Genomic DNA, 15,276 nt, shown 5'->3' on the forward strand with positions numbered 1-15,276 from the left:
GGTGTTGCGGGCACGGGGCCCGCAGTACGGATGCTGGTTCAACTCGAACGCATGTCAGCGTGAGGAAAGGCCTGAGAGGACTTTTCGCCGCGTCGATTACGGATTTCGCAGGCACCGGTTTCCCGGCTGGCGCGAATCCCTCGCCGAAGTTCAACTCAACAGTCTAGGCGATAAAGTGACGACCATGCCGCCCAGCTTGCACACCCGAGTGACCGAAGACGTCGGACGGTCCATCGTCGATGGGACGGTTCCAGCGGGAACCGTCCTGCTCTCCGACGAGATCGAGCGCCGGCAGGGGGTGAGCCGGTCGGTCATCCGGGAGGCCATCCGGGTGCTGGGGTCGATGGGCCTCGTCGAGTCCGTCAAACGGGTCGGCATCAGGGTTCTGCCACCGTCCAGCTGGAACGCCTACGACCCGACCATCATCCGTTGGCGCCTGCTCGGCCCCGGCAAGGGCGAACAGCTGCGCTCACTCACCGAATTGCGCTCCGCGGTGGAACCGATGGCTGCGGAACTGGCCGCTCGGCACGCGGCGGCCTCGGTCGCGGCCGAGCTGATGGACGTGGCCGACCTGATGCGGGCCGCGGGTGACTCGGGTGACCTGTCCTCGTTCCTGGAGCTCGACATCCGGTTTCACCGGCTGGTGCTGCGGGGCTCGGGCAATGAGATGTTCGCCAAACTCGACGGAGCCGTCGCCGCGGTCCTGTCCGGCCGCACCGACCTGGGCCTGCAGCCGGACCGCCCGCACGAGAACACCCTGCAGTTGCATGCCGAGGTCGCCGAGGCGATTTCGGGCGCACGACCGCAGAAGGCTCGGGAGGCGATGGAGCGGATCATGCGCCGCACCTACGCCGAGGTGCAGCCCACCTGGGCCGCCGATCCGACCTCCGCGCTATAAATATGATTACATGGGCTATGTAAGCCACTAATCTTGAACATGATCACAACTCACAGATCTAAGGGAGAACACGTGTCAGAAACCGGTTCAGCAAATATCGGCGTTGTCGGACTGGCGGTGATGGGCTCCAACCTCGCCCGTAACCTCGCCAGCCGCGAAGGCAACACCGTGGCCGTGTACAACCGTTCGCCCGAACGCACCCGGCTGCTCATGGATGAGCACCCCGAGGCCGGTTTTGTCGCCTCCGAGACCATCGAGGCATTCGTCGCCTCGCTCAAGACCCCCCGCACCGCGATCATCATGGTGCAGGCCGGTAAGGGCACCGACGCCGTCATCAGCCAGCTGACCGAGCTGTTCGAGCCCGGCGACATCATCGTCGACGGCGGCAACGCCCTGTTCACCGACACCCTCCGCCGCGAGAAGGCCGTGCGCGAGACCGGTATCAACTTCGTCGGCGCCGGCATCTCCGGTGGTGAGGAAGGCGCCCTCAAGGGTCCCAGCATCATGCCCGGCGGCTCCGCTGAGGCGTACGTCACCCTCGGCCCGATCCTCGAGTCCATCGCCGCTGTCGTCGACGGTGAGCCCTGCGTCACCCACGTCGGCACCGACGGCGCCGGCCACTTCGTCAAGATGATCCACAACGGCATCGAGTACGCCGACATGCAGCTCATCGGCGAGGCGTACGACCTCATCCGTCGCGGAACCGGCAAGACCCCGGCCGAGATCTCCGAGATCTTCACCAAGTGGAACAAGGGCGACCTCGAGAGCTACCTCATCGAGATCACCGCGGAGGTCCTCAAGCAGGTCGACGCGGAGACCGGCAAGCCGCTCGTCGACGTCATCCTCGACCAGGCCGGCAGCAAGGGCACCGGCGTGTGGACCGTGCAGACCGCGCTCGACCTGGGCATCCCCGTGTCCGGTATCGCCGAGGCCGTATTCGCCCGCTCCGTCTCCTCCAAGCCCGCGCAGCGTGCCGCTGCCGCAGCTCTCCCCGGTCCGAGCATCAACCCCGTCGAAGACGTGGATGGCTTCATCGAGGGTGTCCGTCAGGCGCTCTACGCGTCCAAGGTCATCGCCTACTCGCAGGGCTTCGACGCCATCGTCGCCGGTGCAGAGCAGTACAACTGGGACATCAAGAAGGGCGATATCGCGAAGATCTGGCGCGGTGGCTGCATCATCCGCGCCCGCTTCCTCAACCGCATCACCGAGGCGTACACCGAGAACCCGGGACTCGTCTCGCTCGTGACCGCCCCGTTCTTCACCGATGTCGTTGCCACGGCCCAGGACTCCTGGCGCAACGTCGTCGCCGACGCCGCCCACGCCGGCATCCCCGCGCCGGTTTTCGCGTCGTCGCTGGCGTACTACGACAGCCTGCGTGCTGACCGCCTTCCCGCTGCCCTCACCCAGGGCCAGCGCGACTTCTTCGGGGCGCACACCTACAAGCGCGTCGACAAGGAAGGCACCTTCCACACCCTGTGGTCCGGCGACCGTACCGAGATCGTCACCGAGGGCTCCTCGCACTAGAGGCTCCTCCCCCGGAGTTCCTCGCTCCCGCAGCACCCGCCCGGCAACTGTTGCCCGTGCGGACATTTGCGCCCGGCACGCCGGGTCCAGTTGTCCGTACGGGCAACAGTTGTTTGGTCGTTGGGCTGCCTGGCGAGCGGCACTCATCGGGTCCCGGACAACCCGGCAGCGACCAGAAGGCGACTCAGCGAACCCCGGTCGGCGAGCTCGCCAGGGCCCCACCGCACCACCCGGAATCCGTCGGCGCGCAGGTGGTCCTCGCGCACCTTCTCGGCGTAGACGACATCACCCGGTGCGCGCCCACGTAGGTACTCGTCCTTGAGGTACTTGCCCCGTCCGTCGAACTCCCCGATCAGCCGAAAACGCGGCCACTCGAAGTCGGTGTAGTACCACCCGCCTCGCGGATTCGGGTGCCGGCACTGCAACTCGGGATCGGGGAAGCCCAGCGAGAAAATCGCGACGCGGCTTATCGACTCCCCCGGATTGTCAGCGTTTGGACGCGCGAAGGCTATGGCCCGCTGCGCTTTGGTACTGCCACGCAATGACCCACACCGGGCGAGCATTTCGGACAGGTCGTCCGAATAGACGAGCACCTCCGGGGTGGCCCGCCGAGGATTGATGCCGTGGTCGAGTGCGACAACGGCATCTTCGAAGCTTGCCGTTCTGGCCAAGTCGAGCAGGGTGCGAGCCGGGCTGGTCACGAGCACGCCGTCGAGTTCGACGACCTCGGCCCAGTCGAACGCGGTGCGATGCACGAATACGCCGTTCTTGCTGCGCACCCGTGCCGCCGGCACCGCCAGGACATGCACGGCTTCTGGCCAAGCGCCACCCAGCGGGATACCCCACAGCGCCGCGGCGGACTGGTGGCTGACGACGGGGTCGTGCCGCCTGGTCGCCACAACGGCACGGATGTGGTCGACGTATCGGTCCCGTGACGCCAAGCCGCCCCAGCGGTCCATCGTCGTGAAGACCCCGCGGCGCAAGCGGGTGCCCTGCCCCCGATCGACAGATCGTCGAAACTGCCGGGCATCCGTGTCGGTCACACCGATGTTCTTGACAAGGAACAGGCCCGTTCGTGGGTCCAGCCGGTCATCAGTCATGTGGCGAGACTCTCAACCACCGTGTCAGCGATACCCGGCACCCACCCACCTGTGCACTCCTGACCCGGTGCCCCGACTGGGGAGGGACGGTGCCGCCAACTCGCTTCTGTTACCCCTGCGGACATGTGCACCCCGCGTGCCGGGGCCATATGTCCGCACCGGGACCATTTGGGGCGGGGCGGGGCGGGTCAGGGGCGGGGGCGGCGGGCGGAGCGGGACAGGCGCAGGGCGCGGCCGACGAGGCCCAGCGCCAGCCAGCCGAACGCGGCGACGACCCCCGGCCAGGGCAGGGTCAGGGCCAGGAGCAGGCAGCCGGCCACGCCCAGGTACTGCACCCAGCGCGGCAGCCAGCGCTGCTCGCCCGGCTGCCGCAGCGCGGCCAGATGCGCGATTGCGTAGTAGACCAGCACCGCGGAGGCCGAGAAGCCCACCAGCCGGGCGGCATCCAGCAGCAGCACGCCAAGCACCGCGACCAGGCCCATGGCCACCTCCGCCGACACCGGGGTGTTCAGGGTCGGCGACACGCGGCTGAGTGCGCCCGGCAGGTCGCCTTCCCTCGCCATCGCCAGCCCGGTGCGGCTGAGTCCGGCCAGGATGCCCGCCAACGAGCCCAGGCAGGCGATGGCCGCCAGCACCCGGACGATGACGGTCCACGGCTCCGCACCGCCGACGAGGTCGGCCAGCGGCGAGACTGAGTCCGCCAGGCCCGCCGGTCCGAGCACGAGCACGCAGAGCACTCCGATCACCGCGTAGACCACCAGGGTGACGCCGAGGGCGGCCACGATCGCGCGGGGCAGGGTGCGGCGGGGGTCCCGCACCTCCTCCCCCAGCGTGGCCATGCGGGCGTAGCCGGCGAACGCGAAGAAGAGCAGGCCGGCCGACTGCAGGATGCCCGCCCCGCCGCCGGCCAGCAGCGACCCGGTGTCGAACGAGGCCGTGAGCGACCCGCCGGCAAGCCCGGCAGCCACCACGACCACCAGCACGAGCAGCCCGCCGAGCACCAGGAACACCACCGCGGCGCTGAGCCTGGCGGTGCTGCGCACACCCGCCAGGTTGACGGCTCCGAGCACCAGGATCGCCAACACGGCCACCGGCCGGGCCTGCTCCGGCCACAGGTAGCCGCCCAGGATCGAGGCGATGGCCGCGGCCGAAGCGGTCTTGCCGGCCAGGAACAACCAGCCGGCGGAGAACCCCCACCACGGGCCGAGGGTCGCCCGCCCGAACACATAGACTCCCCCGGACACCGGATGGCTCATCGACAGCTGCGCCGAGCTCAGGGCATTGAGCGAGGCGACCAGCCCCGCCAGAACCAGCCCGATCAGCAGACCGGAGCCGGCGGCGGCGGCCGCGGGCACCCACACGTAGAACACCCCGGCGCCGATCATCGCGGCCAGGCCCAGCACCATCGCCCCGACGGTACCGAGGTGCCGCTGGAGGGCACCCTGGCCCTCCCGCCGATCCGTAGCGTGCATGCGGCAAGGATACGGCCGCAAGGTGAACCGCAGGCATCCGCGATCGGGCGCCCTCAAGCCGGCGCGATCTGATTTACTGGAGGGCACTCATGAGCGATTTTCACCCCGAACTCTCCGGTTACGAACCGACGGACTCCTCCCGGCCCCTCCGCGGCCGGCGGATGGTGCTGCTCATGCGCATCACCGTGATCCTCGGCCTCGTGGCCCTGCTCGTGCCCGGCGTGCTCACCACCATGAGCATCGCCTCGGCCACCGCCGCCAGGGCCTGCGCCGCGGCCGTGACGCGCTACTACCCGCTCTCCGAGGGCATCGACGCCAGGTTCGAGCTGGTCGGGGCGGGCGGCTTCGGCTGGCAGTGTTACGCAATCGACCAGAACGAACGCCAGACCTTCGTCATGCCGCTGGGCATCATCCCGGGCCCGTTCCGCCCGCCGGCCGCCGGCGTCACGACCTAGTCCGACGAAAGGCGCCCGATGGGACCCACCTTCACCTTCACGACGGCACTGTGGAACGCCGAGAGCATGAACGCGTGGGTGTTCGTCTCGCTGCCCGCCGACCAGTCCGACGAGATTAGGGAGCTCACCGACGGACTGCGGGTCGGCTTCGGCTCACAGCGAGTGCGGGTGGCTATCAACGGCTCCAGGTGGGCCACCTCGATCTTCCCCGAGAGCGCCACGGGCCGGTTTGTTCTGCCGGTGAAGAAGGCCATCCGCGAGGCCGAGAAGATCGGCGTGGGCGACACAGCGACGGTCACCGTCGAACTCGTGCTCTGAAACGCGAAAAGGCCGGCCCCGAAACGGGACCGGCCAACCGCGAAAGTGCTGAGTGCGAGCCTTACGCGGCGCCCTCGAACATCGATGTGACGGATCCCTCGTCGAAGACCTCGTGGATGGCGCGCGCCAGCAGGGGCGCGATCGGCAGCACGGTCAGCGTCGGGAAACGCTTGTCCTCGGGGATCGGCAGGGTGTCGGTGACGACGACTTCCTGGATGGCGTCGTTCTGCAGCAGCTCGAGCGCGGGCGGGCTGAAGACGGCGTGCGTGGCGGCGACGACGACACCGATGGCGCCGGCGGCCATGAGCGCCTCCGCGGCCTGCACGATGGTGCGGCCGGTGTCGATCAGGTCGTCGACGATCAGGCAGACCCGACCCTTGACCTCTCCGACGATCTCGTGAACGGTGATCTGGTTGGGCACCAGGGGGTCGCGGCGCTTGTGGATGATGGCCAGCGGGGCGCCGAGCTTGTCGCTCCAGATGTCGGCGACGCGCACACGGCCCATGTCCGGCGACACGATCGTGAGGGTGGACGGGTCCAGCTTGGCCCGGAAGTGCTCGAGCAGCACCGGCATGGCGAAGAGGTGGTCGACGGGGCCGTCGAAGAAGCCCTGGATCTGGGCGGCGTGCAGGTCGACCGACATGATGCGGTCGGCGCCGGCCACCTTGAACAGGTCGGCGACGAGGCGGGCTGAGATCGGCTCGCGGCCGCGACCCTTCTTGTCCTGACGGGCGTACGGGTAGAACGGCGCGACCACGGTGATCCGCTTGGCCGACGCACGCTTGAGCGCATCCACCATGATCAGCTGTTCCATCAACCACTCGTTGATGGGGTTGGTGTGCGACTGGATGACGAACGCGTCCGCACCGCGCACACTCTCGTCGAACCTGGCGTAGATCTCGCCGTTGGCGAAGGTACGCGCGTCGGTGGGGATCAGCTCCGAACCAAGTTCTGCGGCGATGTCGATCGCGAGTTGTGGGTGTGCTCGCCCCGAGATGAGCACCAATTTCTTCTCGCCGCTGCTCTTGATTCCAGGCACCTAGTCTCCGCTCTGTGACGCGGCTGTCGCCGCATCTGTTCCCGGCCGGTTGGTCTCTACCCAACCGACCATATTGCGTTGCGGAGCCACGTTGATCGCGAGCGCCCCGGCCTGCACGTCCTTACGGACCACAGTTCCGGCGCCCGTGTAGGCTCCGTCACCGATTCTAATCGGCGCGACGAACACGTTGTGCGACCCGGTGCGCACATGGGACCCGATCACCGACGGGTTCTTGGTCACGCCGTCGTAGTTCGCAAAGATCGTGCCGGCACCGATGTTGGAGTGCACCCCGACCGTGGCGTCGCCCACGTAGCTGAGGTGCGGCACTTTGCTGCCCTCGCCGATGACGGCGTTCTTGGTCTCCACGAAGGTGCCGATCTTGCCGTCGGCGCCGAGCCAGGTGCCCGGCCGCAGGTAGGCGAACGGGCCGACGGTGGCGCCGGCGCCGATCACCGCGAGAGTGCCGTCGGTGCGCTTGACCGTGGCCCCTTCGCCGATCTCGCAGTCGAGCAGGGTGGTGTCCGGGCCGACGATCGCTCCGGTGGCCACCGTGGTGGAACCGAGGATCTGGGTGCCCGGCAGCAGGGTCACGTCGTTCGCGAGCGTGGCCTTGAGGTCGATCCAGGTGGTGGCCGGGTCCTGCACGGTCACACCGGCCAGCTGCCATCCCCGCACGATGACGGCGTTGAGCTTGGCGGCGGTGTCGCTGAGCTGGGCCCTGTCGTTGATACCTGCAACGAGCCAGGCATCCGCCACCGGCACGGCGCGCACCTCTGACCCGGCGGCGCGCAGCAGACCGATCACGTCGGTGAGGTACTTCTCGCCCTGCACGTTGTCGGTGGTGAGTCTGGCCAGCTGGTCGCGCAGTTCGGACAGGCCGAAGATGTACACGCCGGCGTTGATCTCGTCGACGACGCGTTCGTCGTCGTTGGCGTCCTTGTGTTCCACGATCCGGTCGAAGCCGCCGTCGTCGCTGCGGATGATGCGGCCGTAGCCGGTGACGTCGGTCGGGAACGCCGACAGCACGGTGGCGGACACCTCCGCGCGTTCGCGGTGCGCCTCGATGAAGTTCGCCAGGGTCGCGGCGTTCAGCAGCGGCACGTCACCGCTGATCACGAGCACGTCACCGTCGAAGTCGGCGGGCAGCGCTGCGACGGCCTGCTCCACGGCGCGACCGGTTCCGGGGATCTCGTCCTGGTCGACGAGCAGGCTCTCCGGTAGGTCGAGGGCGACGAGCTCGGCCAGGCGCTCACGCTCGTGCCGGAGCACCGTGATCACGTGCGCGGCATCGAGGGCACGGGCCGTGGCCAGCACATGGCTGATGATCGGCAGTCCGGCGAGCGGATGCATGAGCTTGGGCAGGCTGGACTTCATGCGGGTGCCCTGGCCGGCGGCCAGCACGATGATAGCGAGGCGGGAATCGGTCACTGTGGTCCTCTCAACTGTGCTCTCACACATGAGCTCCGCCGCCAGGACTCGAACCTAGACCTAACAGCTCCAAAGGCTGTCGTGCTGCCATTACACCACGGCGGATTGCATCGGCTCGGGGCCGGGCAACGGAGTCAAGTCTGCCAGATGCGCGGACGCCCCGCGTCATCCGCGGTTTCCGGGGTCGATGAAAACCGGATAATGGACGGATGCCTGCTCATGACGAAGTCGACCGGATCGTTGATGCCTGGTTGCGGGAGCGCCCCGACCTGGATTTCGCGCCCCTTCAGGTGTTCTCCCGCGTCGCCCGGCTGAGCAAGCATCTGGACCGTGCCCGCCGCACTGCGTTCTCGCGGTCGGAGCTGGACTCCTGGGAATTCGACGTGCTGTCGGCGCTCCGCCGGGCCGGCGCCCCGTTCGAGCTGAGCCCGAAGCTGCTGCTGCAGCAGACCCTGGTGTCCAGCGGAACCATGACCAACCGTATCGACAGGCTGGTCGAACGGGGCCTGGTCACCCGCCGCACCGACCCCAACGATGGCCGCGGCATCTTTGTAAGCATGACCGCCGGCGGATTGACCCGGGTGGATGCCGCGATCACCCGTCTGGTAGACGCCGAGGCCGCCCTTCTGGCCAGCCTGCCCTCAGCCGACCAGGAGCGCCTCGCCGCCCTCCTGCGCAAGCTCAGCCTCGACTTCGACTGAGCGTCGCGCCGGCTATCCGAACCGGCCGTTGACGTAGTCCGCCGTGCGGCTGTCGATCGGGTCGCCGAACATCAGGTCGGTCGGCCCGTGCTCGACGATCCCGCCGGGGGTGCCCTGGGCGGCGAGGAAGAACGCGCAGTTCTGGGAGACCCGCTGGGCCTGCTGCATGTTGTGGGTGACGATGACGATCGTGACCTCGTGGGCCAGCTCGAGCATGGTCTCCTCGATCACCCGGGTCGACGTGGGGTCCAGGGCCGAGCACGGTTCGTCCATCAGCAGGATCCGAGGCGTCACCGCGAGGGACCTGGCAATACACAGGCGCTGCTGCTGCCCGCCGGACAGCCCGCCGCCGGGGGCACGCAACCGGTCCCGAACCTCGGTCCACAGCCCGGCCTTGGTCAAGCAGCTCTCGACCAGATAGTCCTTCTCGTCGTTCGAGGCACGGACGCCGGTGAGGGTGAGCCCGGCAATGACGTTGTCGTAGATCGACATGGCCGGGAACGGGTTGGGCTTCTGGAAAACCATGCCGATGTGCTTGCGGGCGTCGACGAGTTTGCGTTCCGGATCGTAAATGTCCTCTCCGTCGAGCAGTACCTCGCCGGCCAGGCTGGCTGCCGGCACGAGCTCGTGCATCCGGTTCAGGATGCGCAGGAATGTCGACTTTCCGCAGCCGGATGGGCCGATCAGGGAGGTGATGACGCCCGCCGGCATGGTCAGGTTCACCCTGTCGAGCACCTGCCGCTCGCCGAACCAGGCCGACACGTTGCGCCCCTCCAGGGTGGCCAGCGGTCGCGGCTCCACCGCGATGGGCAGCCCGACGGTCGGGGTTCGTGTGCCCATGCGGGCCGGAAAGGCGAAACCGCGGGACCGCCGCGCCCGACGGTCTGGCTGAGCCCGGTCGGCCGGGTGAGCGGGGCGAGGGGCCGTCGTCACGGCCGGCAGCACCTGCGTCAGCTCGGCATCCTGGGTGGACTGGGTCATGAGGACTCGTTTCGTTCGCTAGAGCAGGTTGGGGAGGAGCCGAACAGCCTGGTCGGCGACGAAAAGCCCACCGACTGCCACGACCGGGATAAAAACCGTCCAGGCCTTCTGCAGGCCGACGCGGCGGAAGGACCAGATCATCGCCAGTTCAATCAGGAGGAAGAATTGGAGAGCGAAGGCCAGCGCCCACACCGTCGTGGTGTCGGTTGCCAGTTCCTTGTGCGATGCCGGCAGGGTGACATAGCTGGTCTGGCGGATGCCCGCCGGCTGTGTCTCGCTCGTCAGAACGGCATCCACCCTGGCCACGCCGCCCGGCACGAAGGCCGCCCCTCGCGCGGTCTCGAGGATCAGACGGCTCTCCCCCGCGGCCAGCGGGGTCGGTGCCGGATCTCCGGCGTAGCGCACCCCGATCACTTCGAAAGTCTGCTCGCCCTGGCCGGTGAGCACGGTGAACACCTGGCCGGGCGCCAGTTCCTGGATTCGCGCGAACGGCCCGCCGTACGCGGCGGCCCGGCCCATGACCACGCTGATGCCGGCCTGGCCGGGCAGCACAGTGTCGCGGCGGTGCCCGGGACCCAGGCGGGTGGTCCCGGAATCGGAGCCCTCGACAATAACCTCGTGCACACCGAGCGAGGGGATGTCGATGATCGCGAGCGGGGCGCCGTCCGCCAGGAGCACCTTGTCAACGGTTCCCTCACTCACCGGCGCCGTTCCCTGGGCCAGTTCCACCCGCAGCGTGTCGGTGAGCTGCTGCTGGGAGACGAGGTGCTGCAGGTTTCCCAACACCGTGAGGTTGGCGAGGAAGCCGAAGATCAACGCGGCGACGATCGCCAGGATGGTGCGCAGCAGCAGGTCGGCCGGGGTGAGGACAAGCACGGTCGGCGGTGCCGGCATGCGGCGCGGCGGTTTCGGCGGCTGGCGCGGGCGCCATCCCCTGGGCGGCTGTGATCCGACGGGCGTTGGAGCGTCAGGCTGTTCGTATGACGGCTCAGGAGCCCGGCCTGGCTTCCAGCCGCGCGGCGGCCTGGTCAGGGTCACGATGCGGTTTCCGCGACGCTGACGGGAAAGAGCCTCTTGGTGAGGAGCGCATAGCGAGCGGCAACGGACAGGCCGACGACCAGAGCGGCTACCAGCAGTACGAAGTACGGCGGAACCAGAAGCAGTGCGTCCCGGGTGACCGGAGTCAGCGCGGTGCCGTCGACACTGTCCGGCGGGGTCAGGGTCACGTGGCTGTTGAAGACGCTCCACTGGCTCACATCGGTGAAGGTCGTGGTGACGGTGCGGGTTTCACCACCGGGCAGGTCGGTGAGCGAGGCGTCATCCGCGGCACGGATTTCTAGGCCGACGGCGTTGTCCACCCAGAACCGGAGGGACGAGCTGATCGGATTGTCGGTGAGGTTTTTCACCGTGAACGTGAGCACGATGTCCCCGCCGTCGGGACCCGCGGTCGGGTGTGCGGTCGCGGTGAGCCCGCTCACGGCGAGGACGCCGGCCAGCACGACGGGATCCGCTCCGAGGGCTGCCGTGGCCGCAGCGCCCACCGTGGTCACCTGGGTTGTTGCCGGGATGACCGGTGTGGTGGAAGCGCTGCTCGCCCGGTTGGTCGCTGCCGGGCTGGGCGATGCCGTGGAGCCGAGGACGCTGACAGTGAGGCCCACTCCGTCCGGATCTTCGTTCGCCGAGGCGCTCCCGGAGAGCCCCATCAAGCCGAGCGCGGGAACCAGTGCGCAGAACACGACGATCAGGAGGCGCCGCGTGGGGCGGGAGGTGAGCACAGTCAAGTTAGTCTGTTCCGGTTTTCTCTGGGCCAAAGCACAGGCAAACGACAGGCGAACGCGCCGGAAAGAACTGGCGTTGCCCGCGCGGATGACCGACCTCGGGAGGACTTTATCGGGATGAATGGACGGGGAGTGGTATCCAGTGGGGCGGAGCGTCCGCGCTCAGGCGGTCGCTTCGTCGCGGGCTTGGCGCCGGGCTTCCGCCTCGGTGTAAGCGATCCAGGCCGTGGCTCGCGCCGAGTCCCTGGACCGGCCGAGCCGCACAACAAGCAGGGTGAAGCCGATGAGGACAAGAAGGATCACGAATGCCCAGGGCACCACGAACATGTCACTGCTGCGCTCCGCGGTGGGCAGGACCCCCGCCTCCAGGGCATCCGGGTCGACCGTGGCGGCGAGGGAGACCTGCGGGTTGAGGTACACCCAAGGCCCCACCCCGGGTACAACGAGCGTCACGGTGCGGGAGCTGCCGGGAAGCATCTCGGGGATCTTGATCTTCGTCAGGCCGGAGAGGGGGATGCCGAAGATGCCGCGCACCTGGGCGACGGTATTGGCGCCCAAGGACACGTTGCCGGTGTTCTGCAGGCTGATGGTGAGGGAGGTTTCGCCGGCGAGTGGATTGAGCTCGCCGCGGTAGGACGAGACGATGCTGCTGATGGTGAGGCCGGGTTGCAGCTCTCCCTTCACCCGCGCGTAAAGCCGGATGGCCACCCGGCGGTCCACCGATACCTGGCCGGCCGGCGAGAGCGCGGAGACGATGATGCCGCCCGCGTGGTCGCCGGGAACGGCGTCGGCGGGAACGGTGACGGTGAAAGGGATGATTTGGGAGGCACCGGGCGCCAGGTCAACCTGTACGGTGTCAACCCCGCCGTCGAATGCCACCCAGTTGCCGGCGTCGACGGGTTCCGCGTCGCCTTCCAGCAGCGAATAGCTGCCGTCTTCTGCGTTGAAGGCATCGGTGGCGTATACGGTGACGGACTGCGCCGTCGTCCCGGAGTTGCGCACCAGGTATTCGTCCGAGATCTGCTGGCCGGGCTCCACCTGGTAGCTGAACCGGGACCGGGACTGGTCAACACTGCCGTTGGCTGCGGGCGCGGCGGCGATACCGTCCGAATCATCCGCCCAGGCGCCAGCGGCACCCAGGCCCAGGGTCATGCCCAGGGTGACGAGCACACCTGTAATAGCGAGGGCGGAGCGGCGGGAGGTGGTGCGACGGATGATCACGATCGGCGATCTCATTTCTCAGGTGGTGAGGGGCGGGTAGTACCGAGACGCGGCGGGAATCACGCAAGGGTGGGTCGGGGCGGGAGGGAAGGGACGACGCTGAACGCCGCCCCTTCCCCGGTTTGGGCGACTGCTACTTCGAGACGACCGTGAGGGTCAGCGTCGAGTTGTAGGTGCCGGCAGCCTTCGCCTGCGGGGCGACGAAGGTCAGGTCGGCGTTCAGTACGCTCAGGCCCGTGGTGTTGGCCGCGGCACCCGAGGCGAACGCCGCCGGGTAGGTGGCGGAACCGGCAACCTGGGGTGCGGCAGCGGTGACGCCCGTCGCCACGGTTCCGGCCGCCGTGACGGACGGTGCGATGCCCAGCTGGGACTTGCCGATGGTGCTGGTCGGGTCGGCGCTGTTGGTGAAGTCAACAACGTTCGCCGTCAGGTCCCAGCCTTCCTTGGTGAGGAAACGACCGTCGTTCACCGTGACGGCACCCAGGGTGCCGGTGGTGGTGGAGACGTTGTTCACCAGCGTCGGAGTGGCGAAGGTCGCCGCGGCGCCCGTCGGAACCTCGAGGCTGAGTACACCGTTTTCCGGGGCGAGGATGGTCGGGGCCAGCGCGATGTTCTGAACCGTCTCGGATTCCTCGGCCGGGACCTCGGGCACACCCGCGGCCTCGATGGGACTGAAGACGTAGTCGCCGGTACCGGCGGTCACGGTGACCGTGCGGTAGAAGGCGCCAACGACGGTCACACCGTTGTTGATCGTGCAGGCCACCCCGAGGCTGTAGGTTCCGCCTGCAGCCTTGATGCCGGACTGGCCGGGCAGGCCCAGGATCAACTGAATCGGGTTCAGGGTGGCAGCGACGATCTCGACGGTGCCGGGGTTGAATCCGTTGACCCTGAATGCCTGCCAGGCGGCGGCGGTGCGCTCGTCGCCGGGAGCAGACATGAACGTCCAGCCCTCGGTGGACTCTGCCGGGCAATACGTCGGGTTCGTGTAGCCGAGCTCGTCTGAGGCGCCGTAGGCGTCTGTCTCCCAGCCGAAGACCGTGGAGCCGTCGGTCACGAACTCACCGTTGGTGTCGTAGATGTACAGCCCGCCATCGGAGCCGTTCTTCTGCGGTTGGACTGCGGCGGACGCGCTCGTGGCACCGGCCATCAGGGCCAGGGACACCACGCCTACGGCAGCGATGCGTAATTTACTGTTGAGTTTCACTTCATATCCTTTTCGAGTTGAAGGTACGGGTGGGCTAGGCGGTCTTGGCGACGCGGTACGCGACGACGCCGGTCGTGGGCGCAAGGAAGCCGAACTTCTTCTTGACCGCGCCGGCCTTCGTGATCAGCGTCTGCGAGTTCGTCAGGCTGTTACCCTGCGCGGCGTCAAGGAGCTTGGCGAGGTTGACGTCGTACTTGGCGGAGGCCGAGTTGACGCGGGCGTATTCGACCACGAGGTAGGTGTCGCGGCCCCAGGTGGTGTCCGAGTAATAGGTGGCGTTGGGAACCATCGCGGTTCCGGTGCCGGTGACCGGGGAGGTGCCGGCGACCATCGAGCCGAGGGTGCCGGTACCACGCTTGTCGTAGCTGGCACCGGTGTTCATTGCGATCCAGCGGGACACGGCCATGGGCATGACCGAGTTGGTCGTGAGGGTCGTGGCGTCGTGCTCCTGGCCCTCAACGACGCAGCCGCCTTCAGCGACCGTGCGCATTGCGGTCTCAGAGGAGCCGATCTTTCCGAGCCAGTCCTTGCGGGTGCCCGAACCGTTCTGGGGAATAATCGGGGTGACCGTGACCCCATTCACGGTGGTGACCGAGCACTCGTAGAGGCTCTTCATCTCCGAGCCGGAGAGTGAGGAGATGTCCGTCGCCGTGCCGTTGTAGGCGTAGGCGATGGCGTCACGGCCGAACGGAACGTACATGAGTTCGCCGTTGGCGTTGGCGGTGCCTGCGCTGGACGAACGCGCGATGTCGACCTGGCCTGTGATGACGACGTTGACCGGGCTGCCTGCGGTACCGGAAGTGTACGCTGCGCCGTCGATGGAACGGCTGAGCGCCTTGACGCCGTCGCCCGAGCCGTTGGGACGGCCAAAGCGCACGCCGCTGGACTTGGTGGTGATGTAGGGGGATCCGGTCGCGTCGAACGACCCGATGGAAGCACCGTTGACCGTGGAACGGATGGCGGAGCTCGTGATGCTCGTGCCGTTGGCGAGGGCGCTGACGACATCTTCGAGGGTGTCAGAGCCCACGATGGAGTAGCTGTTCGAGACGGGATCGGCGTGAGCCGGAGCAGCGAGGGCAATGCCAGAGAGGGTGACGCCGACAGTCGCGCAGAACGCAATAGCCTTCTTCGAAATCACTGTGATGCCTTTCGGGTGT

Annotated in this window: 15 protein-coding genes and 1 tRNA gene; 5 read left to right on the plus strand and 11 right to left on the minus strand. The window is 67.8% G+C overall.

What is annotated here, in order from left to right; translation table 11 throughout:
* Positions 1–184 precede the first annotated feature (184 nt).
* Positions 185–898 (plus strand): FadR/GntR family transcriptional regulator, encoded by a 714-nt coding sequence (locus C3B61_RS16370; protein ID WP_103461858.1) that lies wholly within the window; start codon positions 185–187, stop codon positions 896–898.
* Positions 899–1,018: 120 nt separating this feature from the next.
* A complete protein-coding gene (gene gndA, locus C3B61_RS16375; RefSeq protein ID WP_425266428.1) occupies positions 1,019–2,422 on the plus strand; it encodes an NADP-dependent phosphogluconate dehydrogenase in 1,404 nt (467 codons plus the stop codon).
* 143 nt (positions 2,423–2,565) lie between these two features.
* On the opposite strand, the gene C3B61_RS16380 is transcribed toward gndA, so the two are convergent.
* Together C3B61_RS16380 and C3B61_RS16385 are read right to left on the minus strand one after the other, a co-directional pair.
* Complete coding sequence (locus C3B61_RS16380; protein WP_103461589.1) at positions 2,566–3,522, minus strand: type IV toxin-antitoxin system AbiEi family antitoxin domain-containing protein; 957 nt, start codon at positions 3,520–3,522, stop codon at positions 2,566–2,568.
* 188 nt (positions 3,523–3,710) lie between these two features.
* Entirely contained in the window at positions 3,711–4,994 is a 1,284-nt protein-coding gene (locus C3B61_RS16385; protein ID WP_103461590.1) for an APC family permease, read from the minus strand.
* 89 nt (positions 4,995–5,083) lie between these two features.
* Here C3B61_RS16385 and C3B61_RS16390 point away from each other — a divergent pair, with 89 nt between their 5' ends.
* Both C3B61_RS16390 and C3B61_RS16395 read left to right on the plus strand, forming a co-directional pair.
* Complete coding sequence (locus C3B61_RS16390; RefSeq protein ID WP_103461591.1) at positions 5,084–5,449, plus strand: hypothetical protein; 366 nt, start codon at positions 5,084–5,086, stop codon at positions 5,447–5,449.
* 18 nt (positions 5,450–5,467) lie between these two features.
* Entirely contained in the window at positions 5,468–5,767 is a 300-nt protein-coding gene (locus tag C3B61_RS16395; protein WP_103461592.1) for a DUF1905 domain-containing protein, read from the plus strand.
* 61 nt (positions 5,768–5,828) lie between these two features.
* Here the strand turns inward: C3B61_RS16395 and C3B61_RS19950 are convergent, their stop codons facing one another.
* From C3B61_RS19950 to C3B61_RS16405, 3 genes are all read right to left on the minus strand, one after another.
* On the minus strand, positions 5,829–6,806 hold the full coding sequence (locus C3B61_RS19950) for a ribose-phosphate diphosphokinase (protein WP_134479672.1): 978 nt from the start codon (positions 6,804–6,806) through the stop codon (positions 5,829–5,831).
* Positions 6,807–8,264 carry a bifunctional UDP-N-acetylglucosamine diphosphorylase/glucosamine-1-phosphate N-acetyltransferase GlmU gene (gene glmU / locus C3B61_RS19955; protein ID WP_208858843.1) on the minus strand — a complete coding sequence of 486 codons (1,458 nt, stop codon included), beginning with the start codon at positions 8,262–8,264 and terminating at the stop codon, positions 6,807–6,809. It lies immediately after the preceding gene.
* A 3-nt stretch (positions 8,265–8,267) separates the two neighbouring features.
* Positions 8,268–8,339 (minus strand) — tRNA-Gln (locus C3B61_RS16405).
* Positions 8,340–8,443: 104 nt separating this feature from the next.
* Here C3B61_RS16405 and C3B61_RS16410 point away from each other — a divergent pair.
* On the plus strand, positions 8,444–8,935 hold the full coding sequence (locus C3B61_RS16410) for a MarR family winged helix-turn-helix transcriptional regulator (protein ID WP_103461593.1): 492 nt from the start codon (positions 8,444–8,446) through the stop codon (positions 8,933–8,935).
* Between the two features lie 12 nt (positions 8,936–8,947).
* Here C3B61_RS16410 and C3B61_RS16415 read toward each other — a convergent pair whose 3' ends face one another.
* The 6 genes from C3B61_RS16415 to C3B61_RS16440 form a co-directional block, all read right to left on the minus strand.
* Complete coding sequence (locus C3B61_RS16415; protein ID WP_244285971.1) at positions 8,948–9,916, minus strand: phosphate ABC transporter ATP-binding protein; 969 nt, start codon at positions 9,914–9,916, stop codon at positions 8,948–8,950.
* An 18-nt stretch (positions 9,917–9,934) separates the two neighbouring features.
* Positions 9,935–10,810 (minus strand): sortase, encoded by an 876-nt coding sequence (locus C3B61_RS16420; RefSeq protein ID WP_103461594.1) that lies wholly within the window; start codon positions 10,808–10,810, stop codon positions 9,935–9,937.
* A 140-nt stretch (positions 10,811–10,950) separates the two neighbouring features.
* Complete coding sequence (locus tag C3B61_RS16425) at positions 10,951–11,697, minus strand: hypothetical protein (protein ID WP_133160343.1); 747 nt, start codon at positions 11,695–11,697, stop codon at positions 10,951–10,953.
* A gap of 159 nt (positions 11,698–11,856) precedes the next feature.
* On the minus strand, positions 11,857–12,930 hold the full coding sequence (locus C3B61_RS16430) for a WxL protein peptidoglycan domain-containing protein (RefSeq protein ID WP_103461596.1): 1,074 nt from the start codon (positions 12,928–12,930) through the stop codon (positions 11,857–11,859).
* 118 nt (positions 12,931–13,048) lie between these two features.
* Entirely contained in the window at positions 13,049–14,119 is a 1,071-nt protein-coding gene (locus tag C3B61_RS16435; protein WP_103479415.1) for a hypothetical protein, read from the minus strand.
* Positions 14,120–14,153: 34 nt separating this feature from the next.
* A complete protein-coding gene (locus tag C3B61_RS16440) occupies positions 14,154–15,257 on the minus strand; it encodes a substrate-binding domain-containing protein (protein WP_103461598.1) in 1,104 nt (367 codons plus the stop codon).
* Between the last annotated feature and the right edge of the window lie 19 nt (positions 15,258–15,276).

It is taken from the genome of Cryobacterium zongtaii, assembly GCF_002909375.1.
GTDB classification, from domain to species: domain Bacteria; phylum Actinomycetota; class Actinomycetes; order Actinomycetales; family Microbacteriaceae; genus Cryobacterium; species Cryobacterium zongtaii.

Bases quoted from the DNA above. Each gene is read 5' to 3' on its own strand.
- gndA (WP_425266428.1), top strand. From the start codon at position 1,019: ATGGGCTCCAACCTCGCCCGTAACCTCGCCAGCCGCGAAGGCAACACC.
- C3B61_RS16370 (WP_103461858.1), top strand. From the start codon at position 185: ATGCCGCCCAGCTTGCACACCCGAGTGACCGAAGACGTCGGACGGTCC.
- C3B61_RS16410 (WP_103461593.1), top strand. From the start codon at position 8,444: ATGCCTGCTCATGACGAAGTCGACCGGATCGTTGATGCCTGGTTGCGG.
- glmU (WP_208858843.1), bottom strand. From the start codon at position 8,264: ATGTGTGAGAGCACAGTTGAGAGGACCACAGTGACCGATTCCCGCCTC.
- C3B61_RS16380 (WP_103461589.1), bottom strand. From the start codon at position 3,522: ATGACTGATGACCGGCTGGACCCACGAACGGGCCTGTTCCTTGTCAAG.
- C3B61_RS16430 (WP_103461596.1), bottom strand. From the start codon at position 12,930: ATGAGATCGCCGATCGTGATCATCCGTCGCACCACCTCCCGCCGCTCC.
- C3B61_RS16385 (WP_103461590.1), bottom strand. From the start codon at position 4,994: ATGCACGCTACGGATCGGCGGGAGGGCCAGGGTGCCCTCCAGCGGCAC.
- C3B61_RS16420 (WP_103461594.1), bottom strand. From the start codon at position 10,810: ATGCCGGCACCGCCGACCGTGCTTGTCCTCACCCCGGCCGACCTGCTG.
- C3B61_RS16395 (WP_103461592.1), top strand. From the start codon at position 5,468: ATGGGACCCACCTTCACCTTCACGACGGCACTGTGGAACGCCGAGAGC.
- C3B61_RS16415 (WP_244285971.1), bottom strand. From the start codon at position 9,916: ATGACCCAGTCCACCCAGGATGCCGAGCTGACGCAGGTGCTGCCGGCC.
- C3B61_RS16390 (WP_103461591.1), top strand. From the start codon at position 5,084: ATGAGCGATTTTCACCCCGAACTCTCCGGTTACGAACCGACGGACTCC.